The organism is Pseudomonas sp. S5D5, assembly GCF_003013355.1.
GTDB lineage: Bacteria > Pseudomonadota > Gammaproteobacteria > Pseudomonadales > Pseudomonadaceae > Aquipseudomonas > Aquipseudomonas aylmerensis.
Genome location: NZ_PTEO01000001.1, coordinates 5255105 through 5272834, shown reverse-complemented (window position 1 = coordinate 5272834; position 17730 = coordinate 5255105). Strand labels below are relative to the sequence as shown.

Genomic DNA, 17730 nt, shown 5'->3' with positions numbered 1-17730 from the left:
GTATTGGTCACGATCATGCCGCTCATTCTATAAAGGCGTTACAAAATAAAACGAGAGGTTTCATGAAACCGCGCCTGCATTGTGCCCGCCTTGCCCTGTTCCTGTGTGGCTGCGCGGCGTTTCTCAACCTCTATGCGACCCAGAGCATTCTGCAGACCTTTGCCGCGCAGTTTCATATCAGCGCCAAGGCGGCAGGGTGGAGCATCACCGTGACCACCCTGGCGGTGGCGATCACGGCCCCTTTCGTCAGCCGCCTGACCGGGCGTTTCGAGCAGCGAAGCGTGATCGCCGTGGCTGCGCTGTTGCTGGCGGTGCCGGCGTTGATGACAGCCTATGCCGACAGTTTCGCCGAAGTGTTGGTGTGGCGCTTTGTCGAGGGCATGTTGATCCCGGTGGTGTTCGCCACCAGCGTGGCTTACATCGGCGACCGCTGGAGTGGCGGCACAGTGACTGAAGTCACCAGCCTGTATGTCGCCGGCACCGTGTTGGGCGGGTTCGCAGGGCGCTTTGTCACCGGGGTGATGACCGAGTACGTGGGCTGGCGCGAAGCCTTTGAATTGCTCGCGGCCCTGAGTTTGATGGTCGGCGGGTTTATCCAGTTTCTGCTACCGCCCAACCGCGCGAGGTCGGTCGAGGTCAAAGCCTCTTCATCGGGGGTGTTTAGCCTGCCTTTGCTCGCCGCTTACGCCGTAGGTTTCTGCGTGTTGTTCTCGCAAGTCGCGGCGTTTACCTACGCAGGTTTGCACCTTGGCTTACCGCCTTTCAATCTCGGGCCTGCAGCTTTGGGCACGCTGTATATGGTGTTCCTGTTGGCGTTGATCGTGATCCCCATCGCCGGGCGTCTCAGCAAAGCCCGTCCGCACACCGAGCTGCTGACGGTCGCTGCGGTGCTCGGGGTCAGTGGCTCGGCGCTGACCCTGACGTCGTCGCTGTGGTGCATCGTGGTGGGCCTGGCGCTCAGTTCCACCGGCGTGTTTCTCGCACAGGCCGCCGCGAATGCCTATATCAGCGCCACCGCCGATGGCAACAAGGCACGCGCTGTGGGGCTGTATCTCACCTGTTACTACCTCGGCGGCAGTTGCGGCGCCATCGTGCCGGCCTTGATCTGGGAACGCTGGGGCTGGGCGGGCTGCGTGACGCTGATCATCGGTTTCCAATTACTGACGTTGCTGATCGCCTTGACCGGCTGGAAGCCGCCTAAACCCGAGCTGATTCCTACCTCATGAACGACACCGTCGCTGTGCCTGCGTCTGAAATATCCACTCGTCGTCGCGTGCTGTTCGCCGGTTGCAGCGCTCACGCCATCCACGATGGACTCACCGACGCCATCTACGTGCTGCTGCCTATCTGGCAAGCTCAGTTCGCCTTGTCCTACGCGCAGATCGGCCTTTTACGCGGCGCCTATTCCGGGATGATGGCGGTGTTCCAATTGCTGGCCAGCCGCGCCGCCAAACGTTGGGGCCGCGTACCGCTGCTGGTGGGGGGGACGGCGTTGGCAGGTTGTGCCTACCTGTTGGTGGGGCAGGCGACCGGATTGACGCTGTTGCTGGTGGCGCTGTTGCTGGGCGGCTTGGGCGCCAGCACTCAGCATCCGCTGGCATCCTCGATGATCACCGACGCCTATGAGGACGGGGGCGGGGTCAAGCAGGCGCTGTCCCAGTACAATTTCTCCGGCGACATCGGCAAAACCCTGATCCCGGGGCTGATCGGCCTGCTGCTCACCGTCATCAGTTGGCGAGCGAGCGCCACACTGCTGGGGCTGATCGGCCTGGCAGCGGCGGGGCTGTTGTGGTGGTTTATTCCTACTCAAGCCTGCGAATCCACCGTCAGCAAAAAAGCCAGGCCGCTCAAGGGCGTCGGCTCCGTCACTGGCCTGCGCGCATTGATCCTCACCGGTACGCTCGACAGTGCCGTGCGCATGGGCTTTCTCACGTTTCTACCGTTCCTGCTACAAGCCAAGGGCGCCGGTACCGCCGGCATCGGCCTGGCGCTGACGATGCTGTTTATCGGTGGCGCCTTCGGCAAATTGCTGTGCGGTTACCTCGGTGCACGCATTGGCATGATGAAGACCGTATGGATCACCGAAACCAGCACTGCGCTGCTGATCGTTGCCGCCGTATACCTGCCGCTGACCGGGTTGATGGTGATGTTGCCGCTGCTGGGGTTGGCGCTCAATGGCACGTCTTCGGTGCTCTACGGCGCCGTGCCGGACCTGGCCGGCGCGGGCAAGCGCGAGCAGGCGTTTGCGCTGTTCTACACCGGCACAATCGGCGGCGGGGCGCTGGCACCGGTGGTGTTTGGCGGCGTGGGGGACGCGCTGGGTGTGCCGGTGGCGGTGATGGTGCTGGCAGGAGTCTTGTGTGTGACGTTGCCGCTGGCGTGGGTAGTGCAAAGGGGGGTGGACAGGAACGAACGATGATCGCTTTTCGCAGGTGAAACTCAGTTCCGTCCTACGTCATGACCTGGGCCTCCTGGGTTGTAGCGTTCGCGCTTCATGAACGGATGAAGCCAGGATTCAAAGTGTCGCCGCCAGCGAAAACGGAATGCGCAACGCCCCGATCGGCCCTTCGCGCGTACCGCACATCTCGTCATGAACGCAGTGCTGCACCAGTACACACGGAAACGGCGGAACCCTTTGCAACACATCGCGCAAATGCGTGGTGGAGCCGATGCGCATCGGCTTGCCGCTATCGTCCAGTAACGTCATCTCGACGTCATCCAGTCTCACGCGAGCGATATAGAAACCGCCTTCCAGCGACAACAATTCCAGCTCACGTATTTCGCCTTTCCCAGCCAGTTCGGCCAGCTGTTGCAGATTCATGATTGAGCCTCGCTTCAGGGTCATTGGCGACGAAAGAACAAAGTGACCTGACCCCACTCGACACCAAACTTGGACATGCTCGAGCGGTTGATCAGGGTGTCCTCGTCCATCAGGTACATCCAGTCGTCAAAACTGACTTCGTAGACGGAGCCATCCACCGGTAGGTTGAGACGGTAACGCCAACGCAGTGCGTTGCCCGCCACCTCGCCGATAGCTTCGCCGACCACGTCTCCTGCCCGACCGCGCCAGCGTCCCGGGCCGTCCGGGGTCAGCGTCCAGATTCGTTGCTGACGCGTGCCGTCGCTGTAGAGAAACCGCTCGTCGAGAATCAACGCATCGCCCTCGCGCCGGCTGGCGATATTCACCTCAAAGCGCTTGGCGACTTCACCCGAGCGCTTCTGGAAGATGCCCCAGGCTTTCACGGGCTTGCTGAAGAAACGCTCCAGGTCCAGCTGCGGTTGCTGGCCGGCGTAGTGATCGACCCCCACGTTGCCGCAACTGCTCAAACTCAACACCAGCAACAATGAAATCCATAGACGCGTCATTGTCCGGCTCCATGAAGGTGCGCGGCGTAGTGCCATCGCTCAGGATTGATACTTGTACAAAAATATTGATTTGTACATGTTTGTGCGAGGCGACTGACGAGTAGCACAAATCCCACCCATAAAAAAACCGGCCACCAAGGACCGGTTTTTTTAGGCCTCCCCCGTCAGAACCATCCTGACGTGGGCGCGAAATCTGAGTGGAGCGGGTAGAGGGAATCGAACCCTCGTCGGAAGCTTGGGAAGCTACTGTTCTACCATTAAACTATACCCGCTCAGAGCGGCTGACTTTGTACCAGATGTGCGCCGGGATTTGAAGTTTTTCTTCGAAAAATGTGTGGGTTGCGTGCGCCAGGCGAGGCTGCAAACTGATCTCGGTGTGGCGCGAGCGTGCGTAAGGGCTGGGTTTGCCCGCGATAGACGGACCTTGGAGGTCAGGCTATCGCGGGCAAGCCAGTGCCTAGACACGCTGGCGAGCGTATTTCAGATGGCGAAGGCATGCTGGGTCTGGCCTTGGTGATAGCGCAATCGGTTGACCTGCCGCTCGGGTTTGAGAAAACCCACCACCGCCGCACGACTGTCCCGGCACGCGGCCTTGTGCTCCATGTCCAGGAAGTGCCCGGTCGCCTGAATGGTGCTGAAGCTGCTGTTCGTCACGTACTGCCCGAACTGCCTGGCGTCGTCGGCGCTGGTGTATTCGTCCCACTCGCCGTTCAAGAACAGCACCGGTACGTCGATCTGCCGTGCGGCCTTGAGGTAGCACAGGCGGTCACTGTGCAGCACCTGGCTGATGTGAAAATGCATCTGCCCGTACTCGTGCTCGGCCAGGCTGCTCACATGCTTGTAGTTGAAACGCTTGAACAGGGACGGCAAGTGTTTGCCGATGGTGCTGTTGACCAGGTGGCCGACGCTGTGGCGATCGAGGTTGCCGAGGTAGTCGACACCACGCTCTAGATAGTCGCGCATCGGCGCGTTGATCACCGGGGAGAACGAGCTGATCACGGCCTTTTCCACACGGCGCGGGCGGTGGGCGAGGGCGACCAGGGTCGCGGCGCCGCCCCAGGAAAAGGACAGCACGTGCTCGGCCGCGAAGTGGTCGATCAGTTCCAGCAGGATCTGGCCTTCGACTTCTTTGGTCAGCATGTGCTCATGACGATTATGGATCTTGGAGCGACCGGCGTAGGGCTGGTCGTACAAAACCACATTGAATTGCGGGTACAGGCTTTTCACGGTTTGGGCGAAGGATGCCGTGGTGGCCATGGAGCCGTTGACCAGGATGATGGTCTTTTCAGCAGCGTCCGCGCGATAGAACTCCGTGTAAACCCGATACTGACCCTGTATATCCAGCACAGCGATTTCTGGCCTCATGTCGTAAGACTCCTGGCAAGCGGGTAGGGCGCGCAGATCACTCTGCACGAGCTTTGTGACAGGTAGGCATACGCCTGGAAAATGAGGGCCCATGTCGATCCGATGACGGTTGGCCGACGGGTGTTGTTATGGCGGGCTGTTTGCCTGGGAGGCCCGTAGATCAAGCGCGGGCGGGGCAAGGTGTTTCTTGGAGGTTATAGGCGACTCGCCAGTCATAATTTGGCTGACGGTTTGATTCAAGCAGTCGAGTGGCCAGCTCGCAAGCCGGCAGACAGGTTTTTTGCCATCACCGGCTGAACGGTCGTCAGACCTGCCGGATTTCTTCCTCGGACAACGCCCGATACTCGCCCGGCGCCAGGCTCAGGTCCAACACCAACGGGCCCATCCGCTCCCGGTGCAAGCCCGTCACTTTGTTGTTGAAATGCCCGAACATGCGCTTCACCTGGTGATAGCGGCCTTCGATGATGCTCAGGCGTGCGGTCCTGGGCCCCAGTAACTGCAGATCGGCGGGTTGCGTGGTCAGGTCTTCAAACGCGAAATACACGCCCGCCGTAAAGGTAGCCGCGTAGTGCGGGCCGATGTCCTGCTCGGTCTGCACGAGATAGACCTTGGGCAGCTTGGTCTGCGGTTGCGTCAGGCGCCGTGACCACTGGCCATCGTTGGTGATCAGCATCAGGCCCGTGGTGTTGAAATCCAGACGACCGGCGATGTGCAGCTCGTCTTTGTCCGGCTCATCCAACAGGTCCAGGACCGTGCGGTGTTGCGGGTCCGCGGTAGCGCTCACGCACCCCTGGGGTTTGTGCAGCATGAAGTAACGCGCTGCGCGCCCCGCCTGCAACACTTCAGCATCCACGCACACGCGGCTGAATTCGCGTACTTCATGGTGAGGATCACTGACGGCGACACCATCAACGCTGACACGCCGCTCGACCAGCAACACCCGCACCTGCTGGCGATTGAAACGCGGCAGATTGCTGAGGAAACGGTCAACGCGCATGGCGAATCTGTTCATCGACCTGCGCGCACCGCGGGCACAGGCAGGCCTTGTTGCGCAGTTCATCGGGCAGCGCTTCAAGTATCGCCGGGTCGATGGTGACGCTATAGCACCAGCAAGGCTGATCGGCGGTACGTGGGTCGGCCAGGGTGCAGTCGTTGCGGGCACCGCAGGCAGGGCAAAGGGTTGGCGTGGTCATGGTCGGTCGGGCAGGGCCTCGGAAGTCCCTGCACGATACAGCGCCGTTCAGTCGCGTTCCAGCACGACGACCCGCTGGCCGGCGCCGATACTGCTGCCCGGCTGCACCGGAATCTTGCGCACCACCCCGGCAAACGGCGCCAGCACCGGGATCTCCATTTTCATCGACTCCAGGACCACCAGCACATCGCCGGCCGCCACGCGCTCACCCGAGCTCACCTGGACTTGCCAGAGATTGCCGGCGATATGGCTGTCGATGCTATACTCATTGGCTTGCAGCGGCGTGTCCTGCGCCAGCGGCGGCGCTGACTCTTCACTGTCGAAATGCGCTTGGCCGCTGGCGATCCAGCGTTCGCGCTCGGCGTTGAAAGCGTGCTGCTGGTGCTCACGAAAGGCATCGATCGTGGGTGCTTCCCGCGCGAGAAATGCCTGGTAATCCGCCAGGTTCAACGTGCTGTCTTCGATGCTCAGCTCAAAACGCCCCAGGGGAAAGTCCCGCCGAATCTGCAGCAGTTCCTGCGCGCTCACCGGGTAGAAGCGAATCTGGTCGAAAAACCGCAGCAGCCATGGCTTGCCATCGAACGCCGCCACTTCGCGATAGCGGTTCCACATCTGCAACGTGCGCCCGACGAACTGATAACCGCCGGGGCCTTCCATGCCGTACACGCACAAGTAGGCGCCGCCGATGCCCACCGAGTTCTCGGCGGTCCAGGTGCGCGCCGGGTTGTACTTGGTGGTCACCAGCCGGTGGCGCGGGTCGAGCGGCGTGGCCACCGGTGCGCCGAGGTAGACGTCGCCCAGGCCCATGACCAGGTAGCTCGCCTCGAACACGGTGTGGCGCACTTCATCGAGGTTGGCCAGGTCGTTGATACGGCGGATGAACTCCAGGTTGCTCGGGCACCAGGGCGCGTCCTTGCGCACGGTGGTCATGTATTTTTCGATGGCCAACTGGCACGCCGGGTCGTCCCAGGACAACGGCAAGTGCACGATGCGCGACGGCACCTGCAGGTTTTGCCGCGCGCACACGGCGCTCCACTCGCTGGCGATCAGTGCCAGCAGCTCCGCCAGGGGCAGTTGTTCGGGCTGGTAGTGGATCTGCAGGGAGCGGATGCCCGGCGTCAGGTCGATGACGCCGTGCAGCGCACGGGCTTCGAAGGCTTGCATCAGGGCGTGGCCGCGAAAACGCAGGACCAGGTCCAACTCGGCGGCGCCGATTTCCAGCAGCAGATGGGTGTCGCCTGCGAGGCGGGCGACCAGGCGGGTGTCGTCCTCGCCGATATCCAGCACCACCGGCGACGTGTAGGCGCCCGGCGTGCCGGCGATGGCGGCGCCTTGGTCAGCCTGAAGCACCGAGTTGTCGGCATCGCTGGCAAGCTTGCTCCTGCAGACGCGGTTCTCGTTCATGGCCAGTTCGCGGGCAGTCTTGAGGTCGACCGGTTCGAAGCGCACCTTGTCGCCGGCCTTGAGCTGCCCCAGCTGCCACAGGTCCGCCTCGATCACTGTCACCGGGCAGACGAAACCGCCGAGGCTCGGGCCATCCGGGCCGAGGATCACCGGCATGTCGCCGGTAAAATCCACCGCGCCAATGGCATAGGGATTGTCGTGGATATTCGACGGATGCAGCCCCGCCTCCCCGCCGTCCATGCGTGCCCACGATGGCTTGGGCCCGATCAATCGCACGCCGGTACGGCTGGAGTTGAAATGCACTTCCCACGGCGTGGCAAAGAAGGTGTCGATGTACTCCGGCAGGAAATATTCCGGCGCGCCGTGGGGGCCGTAAATCACTCGCAGCGTGCGCACCTGCGGCAGCGGTTCGGCGAGGCACTGCTGGCCGGCACTCGCGTCCAGCAGCGGCGCCAGGTGCAACACATCCCCGGCGCGCAACGCCCGTCCACCATGGCCGCCGAACTGGCCGAGGGTGAAGGTACTTTTACTGCCCAGGTAGTCCGGTACTTGCAGCCCGCCGCGCAGGCACAGGTAGCTGCGCGCGCCGGCGCCGGCGATGGTGCCAAGGCTCAACACCGCGCCGGCCTCGATCAGCAGCGCGGTGTTCATCGGCACCGGCTGCTCATTCAACAACAATGGAATGTCCGCGCCGGTCACCGCGACCACCGCCGCACAGTTGAAGCGCAGCAGCGGCCCGCTCATGGTGATTTCCAGCGCAGCGGCGCCGTCGTCATTGCCCAGCAGGCGATTGCCCCTGCGCAGCGCGCGGCTGTCCATCGGCCCTGACGGTGGCACGCCCACGGCCCAGTAACCGAGGCGGCCGGGATAGTCCTGCACGCTGGTTTGCGTGCCGGCGCTGAGCACCTCGAAGGTGTTGGCGACGTAGACCAGATCTTCCAGGCAACGCGTCCAGGGCCGACCGCTGGCGAAGGGGGCGGCGAGCAGAATCTGGCGCAGGTAGTCGCGGTTGGTTTCCACCCCATACAGCTGGCTGTCGCTCAAGGCCTGGTGCAGGTCCAGGCGCGCCTGTTCGCGGGTCGGGGCCCAGGCGATCAGCTTGGCGATCATCGGGTCGAAGTACGGCGGGATCTCACACCCGGCCTCGACCCACGTGTCGATGCGCAGGCCTTCGCCTGCGGGGAAGTCCACACAGGTCAACAGCCCTGGGCTCGGCTGGAAGTCGCGGCCGGGGTCCTCGGCGTACAGCCGCGCCTGGATCGCATGGCCCCGAGGCTTTACGTCCAATTCACTCAATGGCGGCAGTTCACCCGCCGCCAGTTGCACCATCCAGCGCACCAGGTCCACGCCCCACACCTGCTCGGTGACGCCGTGTTCCACTTGCAGGCGCGTGTTCACTTCAAGGAAGTAGAAGCGCCCGTCGGCGCTATCAAAGATAAATTCCACGGTGCCGGCGCTGCGGTAATTCACTGCCTTGGCGAGGGTGATTGCGGCTGCACACAAGGCCTCGGCCATGCCTTCGGGCAGATTCGGCGCCGGGGTTTCCTCGAGGACTTTCTGGTTGCGCCGCTGCACGGAGCAGTCGCGCACGCCGAGGGCGATCACGTCACCTGCGCCGTCGCCGAACACCTGCACTTCAAGGTGACGCGCGTGCTCGATGTACTTCTCGATAAACACACCGGCGTCGCTGAAATTGTTCTGGCCCAGGCGCTTGACCGCCTCGAACGACTCGCTCAACTGCGCCGCGCTGCGGCACACGCGCATGCCAATCCCGCCGCCGCCGGCGGTGCTTTTCAGCATCACCGGGTAGCCGACGGTGTCGGCGGCCCGCAACGCAGCGTCGAGGCTGTCGAGCAGCTCGGTGCCTTCCAGCAGCGGAATGTGCTGTTGCCTGGCCAGGGCGCGGGCAGTGTGCTTGAGACCGAACACGCGCAACTGTTCGGGCGTCGGCCCGACAAATGCAATGCCTGCGTGTTCACAGGCTTGGGCAAAGGCGGCGTTTTCCGATAGGAATCCGTAGCCCGGATGAATCGCCCTGGCACCACAGGCCTTGGCGGTCGCGAGGATTTTTTCCACCGCCAGGTAGGTCGTGGCGGCGGCACCTTCACCTAGGCTGTAGGCCTCGTCGGCGTGTTGGATATGCAGGCTCGCCGCATCGGCTTCGGCATAGATGGCGACGCCTTTGACCTGCAGTTCGCGCAAGGTGCGCAGGATGCGGCAAGCGATGGCGCCACGGTTGGCGATCAACAGTTTTTCGAACATGGCAAAACCCTGCGGGCCGTCCCGCAAAGTGAGGGAGCACTTCGGTCGTCCGAAATGCATGCGGTCAGTGTGGGAGCGGGCTTGCTCGCGAATGCGGTGTTTCAGTCAATCTATGTATCGCTGACACACCGCCTTCGCGAGCAAGCCCGCTCCCACATTTGATCTTCAGCGTTTGTGGAGGCACTGCCCGGCGCGGGCCTGGCACAGGGCAAACAACCATTGACGCAACCGGCTCATTTTCAATTCCATACCAGCAGCTCCGCAGGGGTGGGGTTGTAGGCGTTGCACGGGTTGTTCAATTGCGGGCAGTTGGAAATCAACACGATCACGTCCATCTCCGCGCGCAGGTCGACGTACTTGCCCGGGGCGGAAATCCCGTCTTCGAAGGTCAGCCCGCCATCGGCGGTTACCGGCACGTTCATGAAGAAATTGATGTTCGGCCCGATGTCGCTTTTGCCCAGCCGACCATCGTGGGCGCAGGCGCGCAGGTAGTTGTCGCGGCAGCTGTGCATGTAGCGTTTTTCCAGGGCGTAGCGCACGGTGTTGCTCTCCTGGGCGCAGGCGCCGCCGAGGGTGTCGTGGCGCCCGCAGGTGTCTTCGACGATGGTCAGCATCGGCTGGCCGAGGTTGGAATACAGCACGCTGCCGGTACCCAGGTACACGCTGTTCTGGCGACGCAAGGTGCGTTGCACGTCGTAGCGCTCACGTGGGTTCTTGAGGCTGTAGAACAGCGTGTCGACGGCCTGGTTGCCCTCAAGATCGAGGATGCGCAGGGTCTGCCCGGCCTTGACCTCCATCAGCCACGGCTCGCCGGCGGGGATGGTGGCGCGGTATACCGCTGCATCCGGTTGTTTCAGTGCGATAGACATGGCAGCTCCTCAGGCGAACAGACGGTCGGTGTTGATAAAGCCGCGCGCGTTTTCCGGGCGCGAAGTGCGGCAGTGTTCGGCGACGCTGGGGTCGGCGTTCATCCAGCTCAGTTTCAGTGGTTGTGGGGCGTAGTCAGGGTTGGGGTCCATCGGGTGTTGCAGTGCGGTGAGCACCACCAGGGTGTCCATCGGGGCGTAGAGTTCGATGTAGTCGCCGGCCTTGGAGTTGCCCGGCACGAAGTGCAGGCCGCCGTCGGCATCCACGCTGACGCGGCTGAACAGGTTGAGGGTCATCAGCAGGTCGGACAGGCCCAGGCCCCACTTGCCCAACTCCACCAGCAGGTTGTCGGTGCCGTTGCGGAAAAAGCCGTTGCGCAGTTCCTGATAGCGGCCCTGGCCGTACTTCTCGGCGACTTCGGCGGCGCACAACACGCCGCCAATGCTGTCACTCCAGCCGCAGGTGTCGGCGGTGATGGCCGCCAGTACGCGGCCCATGTCCGAGTACAGGCAATGGCCGGTGGTGAGCTTGGCGGTGTGCTGGCATTTGAGGCTGTCGGGCAGGTTCAGGCGCTCGGTTTTTTCGTTGGCGTTGAGCAGGGTCAGGCTGACGTTGGCGCCGCCGCGAATATCCGTGAGACGCAGCAGTTGACCGCGCTTGAGCACGAACGAACGGTGACCACCACCGGGTAGCATTTCCTCGGCGAACGGCGGGAACAGCGGGTTGGAATCAGTCATTTGGAAAAAGCTCCAAGTTCGGCGGCGAGCGCCTTGCGACGCTCGCTGTTCAAAGGGATGTCGTAGGTGATACGGGCGCCATAGGCGCCGGGGGCGTGGGGGTCGACGCGCACTTTGTCGAACACCAGCAGGCGCGTGCCGAGGCTGAAGCCTTCGCTCAGATCGTGGGTGACCATGAACACCGTCAGGCGGGTTTCGCGCCACAGTTCCAGCAGCAGTTGGTGCATGTCTTTGCGAATGCCCGGGTCGAGGGCGCCGAAGGGTTCATCCAGCAGCAATACGCGCGGCTGCATGATCAGCGCCTGGGCGATCGCCAGGCGTTGTTGCATGCCGCCGGAGAGCTGCGCCGGGTATTTGTCCAGCGCATGGCCGAGGCCGACCTTGTGCAGCAGTGCGCCCGCCTGTTCGCGGGCCTGCTGCCTGGCCTTGCCGAACAACCGGCCGAGCAGTGCTGAACGCGGCAGTTCCAGGCCCAGGGCGACGTTGTCGAGCACGCTCAGATGCGGGAACACCGAGTAGCGCTGGAACACCACGCCACGGCTGGCATCCGGCTCGGCAGCGAGCGGTTGGCCGTCCAGCAGGATCTGGCCTTTGCTCGCGGTTTCCTGGCCCAACAGCAGGCGCAGGAAGGTCGATTTACCGCACCCCGAGGTGCCCACCAGCGTGCAGAACTCGCCCTCGGCCACGTGCAGGTTGAGGCCTTCGAGCACCACCTGGTCGCCATAGCGCTGCCACACATTGTTGACGCTGATAAAGCTCATGCCCGCGCTCCTTCGTACCAGGGGAACGCGCGTCGGGTCAGGGCCTTGAGGCCCCAGTCCATCAGCCAGGCCAGCAGGGTGATCCACACCACGTAGGGCAGGATCACGTCCATCGCCAGGTAGCGGCGCACCAGGAAGATCCGGTAGCCCAAACCGTCGGTGGAGGCGATGGCTTCGGCGGCGATCAAAAACAACCACGCCGAGCCGAGCATCAGCCGCAGCGAGATCAACAGGCGCGGCAGCAATTGCGGGAGTACCACGCGCAGCATCAGGGTCCATGTGGAGGCGCCGAGGGTCTGCGCCTTGACCAGCAGCTCGACCGGAATCTCGCGCGCGCGCTGCTCCAGGTCACGGGCCAGGGCCGGGGTGATGCCGATCACGATCAGCATCACCTTGGACAATTCCCCGAGCCCGAACACGATGAACAGAATCGGCAGGATCGCCAGCGGCGGCACCATCGACAGCACCGTGAGCAGCGGCGACAACGGCGCGCCAAACAGCGGCAGCGTGCCAGCGGCGATGCCCAGGCACAGGCCGGCGAGGGCGCTTATTCCCAAGCCGATGGCCAGGCGGCGCAGGCTCGACGCGCTGTCTTGCCAGAGCACATATTCCCCGGTGCGCGCGTCGGCGCTGAACGCCAGGCGTTTCACCGCGTCGCTCATTTGCGCGGCGCTGGGCAGCAGCTTGTCGTTGGGATTTTCCGCCAGGCGCTCGGCCGAGCCCACGAAGTAGGCGAACAGCAGCAGGGCGAATAGCAGTATCACCAACAACAGGCGGCTGGAGCGCTCCGGATGACGGTTGATCAGGCGCATGGCCAGGTCCTCTTACAGCTTGCCGTCGGCGGCCATCTGCACGTAGCTGGGGTCGAAATGCAGCTTGAGGTTGGCGGTGTCGCCGCTGGTCACGCCGTTGGCGAAGCTCATGCCCACGGCGCTGGTGTCCTTGGCGCCTTCGCCGAGCAAACCGTGTTCAAACGAGAACTCGGCGACCTTGCGCATGGTCGCCGGCAGTTGCGCGCTGGTGGCGAACGCCAGGGCTTCCTTGGGCGTGGCAAACAGCTTGGTGGTGTCCAGTTGCGCCTGGAAACCCTTGAGGTCGGTGCCGGAAGCCTTGGCCATATGTTCCAGGGCCTCGGTGCTGGCGGCGCCCTTGGCGTTCATCAGTGCGACCACTTCAAACCAGGCGCCCGTCAGCGCTTTGCCGAGCTTGGGGTTGTCCTTGAGGGTCTGGGTGTTGACCACCATCATGTCCATGATTTCGCCGGGCACTTTGCTCGAGTCGAACACTTCGCTTACGCCGGGCTTGGCCTTGATCTCCGAGAGCATCGGGTTCCAGGTGGTGACGGCCTGCACCTGATCGGTGTTGAAGGCGGCAGCAATATCGGCGTCGGAGGTGTTGACCACCTTCAGGTCTTTTTCAGTCAGGTCTGCCGATTCCAGCGCACGGGCCAGCAGGTAGTGGGACACCGAGAGTTCCACCAGGTTGACGTTCATGCCCTTGAGATCAGCCACGGTCTTGCCCGTGCCCTTGATGATCACCCCGTCGTTGCCGTTGGAGAAATCGCTGACCACCAGCGCGGTGCTGTCCACGCCACCGGCGGCGGGGATGGTCAGCGCGTCCATGTTGGTCATGGTGCAGCCATCGAACTGGCCGGCGGTGTACTGGTTGATGGATTCGACGTAGTCATTGAGCTGGACCATGTCGATGCTGATGCCGTATTTCTTTGCCCATTTGTCGAGGATGCCTTGGCTGCCGGCATACTCCCAGGGCATCCAGCCGGCGTAGATCGTCCAGCAGACGCTGAAGTGGTCTTTGGTGGCGGCCTGGGCAGGCAGGCTCAGCACGGCGGCGAACGCAGCGGCGAGGAGGGCGGGTAAACGGATTGAGGGCATGGGCTTCTCCAGTTGATCAAGGGCGAGCAGGAGCAACGCGGCACCGCGAACGGTGGCTTGTCTCCCGGGCTTTTATCCCGCCGTGTAACCTCAACTGGAGGTCGCCAACTCTCGGACCAGCCACTCGCTTGTGGCGAGCCGGAACCCTAGTCGGCCATTGCAAATTGTGGTGCCGCGAACCTGTGATGAATCCTGCACGGCAGATGCAAAGCGAGGTTCGTGCCAAGTGCGCCGGGGCCCGTCTGTGCAGGCGGCCCGGCGAGGAGGGAGGGTAAAGGCAAAGGCAGCGTGCGCCACGCGGGTGCGTCGGCGCACTGCAATGAGGCGCTTACAGCTGGAACTTGCTGACCAGCACGTTGAACGAAGTGGCCAGGCGTGACAGGTCCTGGCTGGAGGCGTTGGTCTGGTGCGCGCCGGCGGCGGTCTGGGTCGACAGGTCCTGGATGTTGAGCAGGTTGCGGTCGACTTCGCGGGCCACCTGGGCCTGCTCCTCGGAAGCCGAGGCGATCACCAGGTTGCGCTCGTTGATCATCGCCACACTCGCGGTAATCCGCTGCAGCGCGTCGCCGGCGTTCTGCGCCAGGGCCTGGGTATTGTTGGCCCAGGTCAGGCTTTTGTTCATCGCGGCCACCGCGTCATCGGCGCCGACTTGCACTTCGCCAATCATCTTTTCGATGTCCACGGTCGAGGTCTGGGTGCGATGGGCCAGCGCGCGGACCTCATCGGCGACCACCGCAAAACCGCGACCTTGTTCACCCGCGCGGGCGGCCTCGATGGCGGCATTCAGGGCCAGCAGGTTGGTCTGGTCGGCGATGCCGCGGATCACATCGATGACCTTGCCAATCTCGCGCACTTGGCCGGCGAGGTCGGCCACCGATTGGGTGGAGTCGTTGATCTCGTCGACCATCGATGACATGCCGGACACGGCCTGCTCGACCTGCTGGCGGCCATCTTCAGCCTCGGTGGTGGCCTGGCGCGAGGCTTCTGAAGTCGACACCGCGTTGCTGGCCACTTCGTCGACTGCCGTCGTCATCTGATTCACGGCGGTGGCGGCTTGCTGGATTTCGTCGTTCTGGCGCGTCAGGCCGCGGCTGCTTTCGTCGGTGACCGCGCTCAGTTCCTCGGCAGCCGAGGCGAGCTGGTCGGCGGCGTTGGCGATTTCCACCAGGGTGCTTTTCAGGCCACCCTGCATATCGGCGAGTGCCATCAGCAGTTGCCCGGCTTCGTCGGTGCGCTCGGTGAGGATGGCTTGGGTCAGGTCGCCCTTGGCAATGCGTTGCGCACTTTCTACCGCCTGGGCGATGGGACGGGTGATCAGCCGCGTGATCAGCACGCCAATGATGATCGCAATGATAAAGGCCAGCACGATGCCGGCGATCATCCAGGTCAACGCACTGCTGCGCAGTTCATCGGCGGCGACGGCGCCTTCCTGGATCTGGCGGTTGTTGGAGTCGATCATCACGCGGATCAGGTCGCGGGCCTGGCGGAACAGTTCATTGTTGCTGCTGTTGAGCTGCGCGCGGGCCTGCTCGACCTGGCCGCCATCGAGCATGGCGATGATGCGTTCGGAATTGCTGACATAGGTCGGCCAGAGCTGGTCGAGCTTGTCGCCTGCTGCACGTTCGTCATCTTCCAGCGGCGTGGCGCGGTACGTGGCGTAGGCGGCCTGGCTGCGCTTGAGTTCGTTGCTGATGTCGTCGCGCACGCGGTTGCGGTCCTGCGCGGCGACATCGCCCTTGCTGGCATCCAGCAGGCGGTACAAGCCACGGTTATGCGCAACCAGGCCATTGAGGGTGGCGGCCGTGTTGCTGACGGACACCAGATTATTGGAGAACGTCAGCTCCAGCGCGCTCGCCAGTCGCACGACGCCTTTGATCCCCAGCAGGCCGACCCCGAGGGTGACCAGCGCGCACAGTAGAAATGACAGCAGCAGCTTGGTGGAAATTTTCATGGCTCGAATCCGCAGATGTTGGCGAAGGGCGCACATTAGAGCCTTCCTGGCGTTGTGCGATGTCATAGTGACATCATCGCAATCGACAAAGTTTCGAGCCAGATAAATTTACTGAATCGTTAAAGCTTCGAGCAGACTAAACACGCTCTCCCCATGCAGCCATACGGCCCTTCAAGCCCCCGGCATTGATGTATCAAGTTGTTACCAGAACGCACCAGATTCTGTTTTTGATGTCAGATATTTCGTCATTCGTTGAAAGATGAATGCCGCCCTCCAGCGTCGCTGGAGGAGCTCTTCCGCGGTCCAGGAGGCCGCCATGTATCGACGATTGCTACTCAGTGCGTTACTCGGTCTTACGCTTTCTGCGTGTGTGCCTTACTACGATGGAGGCCAGAGCTATTACCGCTCCGAGGTCTACACCGCACCGGCGCCGGTGTATTACTACGGCGGTGGCCCGACGTACCAATACCGTCGTGACTACTACCCCGCACCGCGTTACTACGCCCCTCCACCGCGTTATTACTCGGCACCGCGCTATTACGCGCCGGCGCCTCGCTACTACCCGGCAGGCCCGAGGGCGGGCTACCGGCCTTACCCGAACCAGGGCTGGGGTGATCACGGCGGTAATGGCGGGCATGGACGTGGAGGTGATCACGGCGGCGGCCGTGGCGGTCACCGTTGATCGATCAAATACGCAAACGGCGCAGGAAGCGCCGTTTTTTATGCCTGTAATCCCTCAGTAATCCGACAGATCCGCCAGCGGGTGCCGTCCTTCCCAGGCCTTGTTGAAATGCGCCTGCACCACGGCGTCGGGGATCGTGTTGATGTCCGGCCAATGCCAGTGGGGTGTCTGGTCCTTGTCGATCAACCGCGCGCGCACCCCTTCGCTGAACTCCGGATGACGGCAGCAATTGAGGCTCAGGGTGTATTCCATCTGGAACACTTCGGCCAGCGACAGATGGCGAGCACGCTGGATCTGTTCCCACACCAGGTGCGCGGTCAGCGGGCAGCCTTCGCTCAAGGTCTTGCCGGCGCGGCTGAACAGTGGGTCGGCGTGCTCGCGCAACAGGCTCAAGGCGCGCCAGGCACAGCGCACATCGCCGACATCCAGCCATGCATCGATCTGCGCCCGGCGCGGCAGCCATTGGGCTTCGGGTTGCTGGTCGACGGCTTCCTGGGCCAGGGCCTTGAGCAGGCTGTTGAGTTGCATCGAGGTTTGTTCCTGCCAGTTCAATTGCAGCAGGCCATCGAGCAGTTCGTCCTGTTGATCGTCGCGCAGGAAACGGTCGGCCAGGCCCAGGTCGAGGGCATCACGACCATTGATGTGCGCGCCGGTGAGGCCCAGGAACAGGCCGAGTTTGCCCGGCAGGCGCGACAGGAACCAACTGGCGCCCACATCCGGGTACAGGCCGATGCTGATCTCGGGCATGGCCAGGCGGCTGCTCGGCGTGACGATGCGCACCGCCGCGCTCTGCAGCAGGCCCATGCCGCCGCCCAGCACGTAGCCGTGGCCCCAGCAGATCACCGGTTTGGGGTAGGTGTGCAGGCTGTAGTCGAGGCGGTATTCCGCCGCGAAGAACTGCGCAGCCAGGGCCGGCACTTCTCCTGGATGTTCACGGCAGGCCAGGGCCAGGCTGCGCACCTCGCCACCGGCGCAAAAAGCCTTGGGGCCGTTGCCGCGCAGCAGTACGCAGACGATGTTCGGGTCTTTGGCCCAGGCATCCAGGCGGTCGGCCAGGGCCAGGATCATTGGCAGGGAGAGGGCGTTGAGGGACTTTTCAGCGTCCAGGCTGGCGATGCCGATGCGGGCACCGTTGCTGCCTGTCAGCTCTTCGAAGTGCAGGTTCATCGTGACCTCAATCGAGAAAGTGAAGGTTCAGTATGATCGCTTCGTGGGAAAGTGCCGATGGTGTGTCAGATCAATTGACAAGCG

At 63.1% G+C, this 17730-nt stretch carries 16 protein-coding genes, 1 tRNA gene and 1 riboswitch; of the genes, 3 read left to right on the top strand and 14 right to left on the bottom strand.

Annotated elements, in window-relative coordinates; all coding sequences use genetic code 11:
• Positions 1 to 62: 62 nt before the first annotated feature.
• Together C9990_RS24060 and C9990_RS24055 are read left to right on the top strand one after the other, a co-directional pair.
• A complete protein-coding gene (locus C9990_RS24060) occupies positions 63 to 1226 on the top strand; it encodes an MFS transporter (protein ID WP_106804876.1) in 1164 nt (387 codons plus the stop codon).
• The gene (locus C9990_RS24055) at positions 1223 to 2419 is read left to right on the top strand and encodes an MFS transporter (RefSeq protein ID WP_106804875.1); all 1197 of its coding nucleotides are present in this window, start codon (positions 1223 to 1225) and stop codon (positions 2417 to 2419) included. The genes C9990_RS24060 and C9990_RS24055 overlap by 4 nt, the downstream gene beginning before the upstream one ends.
• A gap of 96 nt (positions 2420 to 2515) precedes the next feature.
• Here C9990_RS24055 and C9990_RS24050 read toward each other — a convergent pair whose 3' ends face one another.
• From C9990_RS24050 to C9990_RS23990, 13 genes are all read right to left on the bottom strand, one after another.
• A complete protein-coding gene (locus C9990_RS24050; protein ID WP_065899428.1) occupies positions 2516 to 2821 on the bottom strand; it encodes a DUF6482 family protein in 306 nt (101 codons plus the stop codon).
• A 20-nt stretch (positions 2822 to 2841) separates the two neighbouring features.
• Entirely contained in the window at positions 2842 to 3366 is a 525-nt protein-coding gene (locus C9990_RS24045; protein WP_106804874.1) for a DUF3833 domain-containing protein, read from the bottom strand.
• A gap of 198 nt (positions 3367 to 3564) precedes the next feature.
• A tRNA-Gly gene (locus C9990_RS24040) sits at positions 3565 to 3638 on the bottom strand.
• A 208-nt stretch (positions 3639 to 3846) separates the two neighbouring features.
• Positions 3847 to 4731, bottom strand: a complete 885-nt coding sequence (locus C9990_RS24035; RefSeq protein WP_106804873.1) for an alpha/beta fold hydrolase — start codon at positions 4729 to 4731, stop codon at positions 3847 to 3849.
• A gap of 304 nt (positions 4732 to 5035) precedes the next feature.
• Positions 5036 to 5728, bottom strand: coding sequence for a 16S rRNA pseudouridine(516) synthase (locus tag C9990_RS24030; RefSeq protein ID WP_106804872.1), 693 nt, complete (start codon positions 5726 to 5728; stop codon positions 5036 to 5038).
• On the bottom strand, positions 5718 to 5924 hold the full coding sequence (locus C9990_RS24025; RefSeq protein WP_065899424.1) for a cysteine-rich CWC family protein: 207 nt from the start codon (positions 5922 to 5924) through the stop codon (positions 5718 to 5720). Before C9990_RS24025 ends, C9990_RS24030 begins: the two co-directional genes overlap by 11 nt.
• Positions 5925 to 5971: 47 nt before the next feature.
• Positions 5972 to 9589 (bottom strand): urea carboxylase, encoded by a 3618-nt coding sequence (uca, locus tag C9990_RS24020; RefSeq protein ID WP_106804871.1) that lies wholly within the window; start codon positions 9587 to 9589, stop codon positions 5972 to 5974.
• A gap of 239 nt (positions 9590 to 9828) precedes the next feature.
• Complete coding sequence (locus C9990_RS24015; protein ID WP_065899422.1) at positions 9829 to 10458, bottom strand: urea amidolyase associated protein UAAP2; 630 nt, start codon at positions 10456 to 10458, stop codon at positions 9829 to 9831.
• 9 nt (positions 10459 to 10467) lie between these two features.
• Positions 10468 to 11193 (bottom strand): urea amidolyase associated protein UAAP1, encoded by a 726-nt coding sequence (locus C9990_RS24010; protein ID WP_065899421.1) that lies wholly within the window; start codon positions 11191 to 11193, stop codon positions 10468 to 10470.
• Positions 11190 to 11954: an ABC transporter ATP-binding protein gene (locus C9990_RS24005; RefSeq protein WP_106804870.1), complete on the bottom strand. Its 765-nt coding sequence runs from the start codon at positions 11952 to 11954 to the stop codon at positions 11190 to 11192. Before C9990_RS24005 ends, C9990_RS24010 begins: the two co-directional genes overlap by 4 nt.
• Positions 11951 to 12766: an ABC transporter permease gene (locus C9990_RS24000; RefSeq protein WP_106804869.1), complete on the bottom strand. Its 816-nt coding sequence runs from the start codon at positions 12764 to 12766 to the stop codon at positions 11951 to 11953. Before C9990_RS24000 ends, C9990_RS24005 begins: the two co-directional genes overlap by 4 nt.
• A 12-nt stretch (positions 12767 to 12778) precedes the next feature.
• Positions 12779 to 13846 (bottom strand): putative urea ABC transporter substrate-binding protein, encoded by a 1068-nt coding sequence (locus tag C9990_RS23995; RefSeq protein WP_065899418.1) that lies wholly within the window; start codon positions 13844 to 13846, stop codon positions 12779 to 12781.
• 59 nt (positions 13847 to 13905) lie between these two features.
• A riboswitch (guanidine-I (ykkC/yxkD leader) is annotated at positions 13906 to 14007 on the bottom strand.
• A gap of 167 nt (positions 14008 to 14174) precedes the next feature.
• Positions 14175 to 15797, bottom strand: coding sequence for a methyl-accepting chemotaxis protein (locus C9990_RS23990; RefSeq protein WP_106805711.1), 1623 nt, complete (start codon positions 15795 to 15797; stop codon positions 14175 to 14177).
• 316 nt (positions 15798 to 16113) lie between these two features.
• Here C9990_RS23990 and C9990_RS23985 point away from each other — a divergent pair, with 316 nt between their 5' ends.
• Positions 16114 to 16479 carry a hypothetical protein gene (locus C9990_RS23985; protein WP_083221300.1) on the top strand — a complete coding sequence of 122 codons (366 nt, stop codon included), beginning with the start codon at positions 16114 to 16116 and terminating at the stop codon, positions 16477 to 16479.
• Positions 16480 to 16533: 54 nt separating this feature from the next.
• Here the strand turns inward: C9990_RS23985 and C9990_RS23980 are convergent, their stop codons facing one another.
• On the bottom strand, positions 16534 to 17646 hold the full coding sequence (locus C9990_RS23980) for an enoyl-CoA hydratase/isomerase family protein (protein ID WP_106804868.1): 1113 nt from the start codon (positions 17644 to 17646) through the stop codon (positions 16534 to 16536).
• Positions 17647 to 17730 lie beyond the last annotated feature (84 nt).